The sequence below is a fragment of the Microbacterium sp. K35 genome, from assembly GCF_004794375.1.
GTDB lineage: Bacteria > Actinomycetota > Actinomycetes > Actinomycetales > Microbacteriaceae > Microbacterium > Microbacterium sufflavum.
The window spans coordinates 1-3,157 of the sequence record NZ_SSDM01000392.1; the positions used below are offsets into that span (position 1 = coordinate 1).

At 71.0% G+C, this 3,157-nt stretch carries 3 protein-coding genes; all 3 read left to right on the plus strand.

What is annotated here, in order from left to right; genetic code table 11:
• Positions 1 to 619 (plus strand): class I SAM-dependent methyltransferase (locus tag DW299_RS16175; RefSeq protein ID WP_136037186.1); only part of this gene is annotated, 619 nt, incomplete at its 5' end.
• A gap of 330 nt (positions 620 to 949) precedes the next feature.
• Entirely contained in the window at positions 950 to 2,254 is a 1,305-nt protein-coding gene (locus DW299_RS16180) for a quaternary amine ABC transporter ATP-binding protein (protein WP_136032223.1), read from the plus strand.
• Positions 2,254 to 3,157 (plus strand): ABC transporter permease (locus tag DW299_RS16185; protein WP_136037187.1); only part of this gene is annotated, 904 nt, incomplete at its 3' end. The genes DW299_RS16180 and DW299_RS16185, both read left to right, overlap by 1 nt.

The following is a 3,157-nucleotide window of genomic DNA, read 5'->3' on the forward strand; positions in this document are numbered from 1 at the left end:
CGCCCTGGTCGCGCACGGCGGCGCGTTCGCCGGACCCCGCCTCGACATCGGCACGCGCGTGCTGCTCGAGGCGCTCGCGCTCGACGGTTCACAACGCCGGAGAACCGCTCGCCCCGGGGCTGCATCCCCGCCGGAACTGCCGGAGAACGAGGGTTTCTCCGGAGTCGTGAACGCCGAGGATCCGCGCCGTGTGCTCGACCTCGGCTGCGGCACGGGCGCGCTCGCGGTGTCCTGGGCCCTCGCGCACCCCGGGGACGCGGTGACCGCGACCGATCGCTCGGCCGCGGCCGTGGCCTCGACCCGGGCGACCGCGGCCGCGAACGGCGTCGCCGACCGCGTCACCGTGACCCACGACGACGCCGGATCCGACCTGCCCGACGGGGCGTTCGACGTGGTGCTGCTGAACCCGCCGTTCCACCTCGGCAGCAGCGTGCACACGGGGGCCGCGACCCGGCTGTTCGAGGCCGCCGCGCGACTGCTCCGGCCGGGCGGCGAGCTGTTCACGGTGTACAACTCCGGCCTCGCGTACCGCCCCGAGCTGACGCGGCTGATCGGGCGGACGGAGCAGCTCCGACGCACCCCGAAGTTCACCGTGACGCGCAGTGTGCGACGCCCGTGAACCCCCGTCGCCGAGATTGCTAGACGCTCGTACTATCCCCCGGTCAGCACCGGAAACCCGGGCACGTTCCCGGCCCAGGATTTGTCCCTGACCGGCCATTTCGTTACGTTGGTCTGTGGGCCTGACGGCCCGAAGACCAGTCCGCGACCACGTCCTTCTTTCGATGAGCTGTGCTGCGAAGAGGCGTGGGCGTACGGTCGGTCCTCTCTGCGGCGGATCCGAAATCCACCGCCCGCGCCGCCACAGCGATGATGTCGAACGGCCTCGTGAGGATCACCCGGACGTGACCGAAGCAGGCTCAGCCACCCGAGGCCGAGCCGCAGGGGAAACGTGTCCGACATCGCACTCGAAGCGCGCCATCTGTACAAGGTGTTCGGGAGGAATCCGAACGCCGCCGTCCGCCGACTGAAGGCGGGTGAGAGCCGCGCGGCCGTCGCCGACGCGGGCACCGCCGCCGTCATCGACGCCAGCTTCACCGTGAACCGCGGTGAGATCTTCGTCATCATGGGCCTGTCCGGATCGGGCAAGTCCACCATCATCCGCATGCTCAACGGCCTGCACGACATCACCGACGGCACCGTCACGGTCGGCGGCGACACCATCACGGGCATCCCCGCCGGGCGTCTGCGTGAGATCCGCCGCGACCGCATCTCGATGGTCTTCCAGCACTTCGCCCTGCTGCCGCACCGCACGGTGGCCGCGAACGTGGCCTACCCGCTCGAGCTCAAGGGCGTCGCGGCGGCCGAGCGGCAGGCGAAGGCCGAGGAGATCCTCGCGCTCGTGGGCCTCGAGGGCCAGGGCGACAAGCTGCCGTCCGAGCTCTCCGGCGGCATGCAGCAGCGCGTCGGCATCGCCCGCGCGCTCGCCGCCGACAGCGACATCCTGCTGATGGACGAGGCGTTCAGCGCGCTCGACCCGCTGATCCGCCGCGAGATGCAGGAGCAGCTGCTGGAGCTCCAGCAGAAGCTGCACAAGACCATCGTCTTCATCACGCACGACCTCAACGAGGCCATGTTCCTCGGCGACCGGATCGCCGTGATGCGCGACGGGCGCATCGTGCAGATCGGCACGCCGGAGGACATCCTGATGGACCCCGCGAACGACTACGTCGAGCAGTTCGTGCAGGACGTGGACCGTGCCCGCGTGCTCACCGCCGCGAACGTCATGGAGCGCCCGCGCCCCGTGGTCGCCGAGACCGCCGGCCCGCGCACGGCCCTGCGCCAGATGCGCGACGCCTACATGTCGGCCACCTACGTGGTCGGCAAGGACCGCCAGCTGCTCGGTGTGGTCACCGACCGCGATGCGGTGAAGCTCGTGCGGCAGGGGGTGACGCGACTCGACTCCGTGATCAAGCCCGTGCTGCAGAGCGTGCGCGAGGACGACGTGCTCATGAACCTGTTCGTGCCCGCGGTGGAGTCGCCGCTGCCCCTGGCCGTGACCGACGCCGACGGGCGACTGGCGGGCGTGATCCCCCGCGTGACCCTGCTCGCCGCCCTCGGCCCCGGCCCCGGCTCGACCGAGGAGATCCTGCTGCCGATGACGCCCATGCCGCAGGCGGAGATCGACGCGGTGCTCGACGACGGGTGGACGGCCGAGCCGCTGCCCACGACACCGGAGACGGAGGAGGTGCGCTGATGGACGGATTCCGCATCCCCCTGGGCGACTGGGTCGCCGCCGGTGTCGACTGGATCACCGCGAACCTCGACGGTCTGCTCGACGTGGTGTCGTTCGTGGTGAGCTTCCTCGTGGACGGCCTCACCCGGCTGCTGCTCACCCCGCACTTCGCCGTGATCATCGTGATCGCCGCCCTGCTCGCCTGGGTCGTGCGGTCGTGGAAGCTCGCGATCGGCACGGCCGTGTCGTTCCTGCTGATCGTGGCGATGGACCTGTGGGTGCCCGCGATGCAGACCCTCGCCCTGGTGCTCGTCGCGGCGATCGTGGCGGTGCTGATCGCGGTGCCGCTGGGCATCTGGTCGGCGCGCAACGCCACGGTCCGGGCGGCCCTGAAGCCGGTGCTCGACTTCATGCAGACCATGCCCGCGTTCGTGTACCTGATCCCCGCGATCGTGTTCTTCGGCATCGGCGTGGTGCCGGGACTCGTGGCGACCGTGATCTTCGCGCTGCCTCCCGGCGTGCGCCTGACCGAGCTGGGCATCCGCGGCGTCGACTCCGAGACCGTGGAGGCCGGGCATGCGTTCGGCGCCACCCCCGGCCAGATCCTCCGCGGCATCCAGCTGCCCCTGGCGATGCCGACCATCATGGCCGGCGTCAACCAGGTGATCATGCTCGCGCTGTCGATGGCCGTGATCGCCGGTATGGCGGGAGCGGACGGCCTCGGGAAGATGGTGGTCGAGGCGATCTCGACGATCAACATCCCGAAGGGCGTCGAGGCCGGTCTGGGCGTCGTGCTGATCGCGGTCTTCCTCGACCGGGTCACCGCCGCGCTGGGGGCCCCGGGCGAGAACCGCTCGTCGCTGTGGGGCCTGTGGAAGCGCCGCCGGTCGGGCGCGGGACCGGGCGCTGCGCCCGACCGGCGGC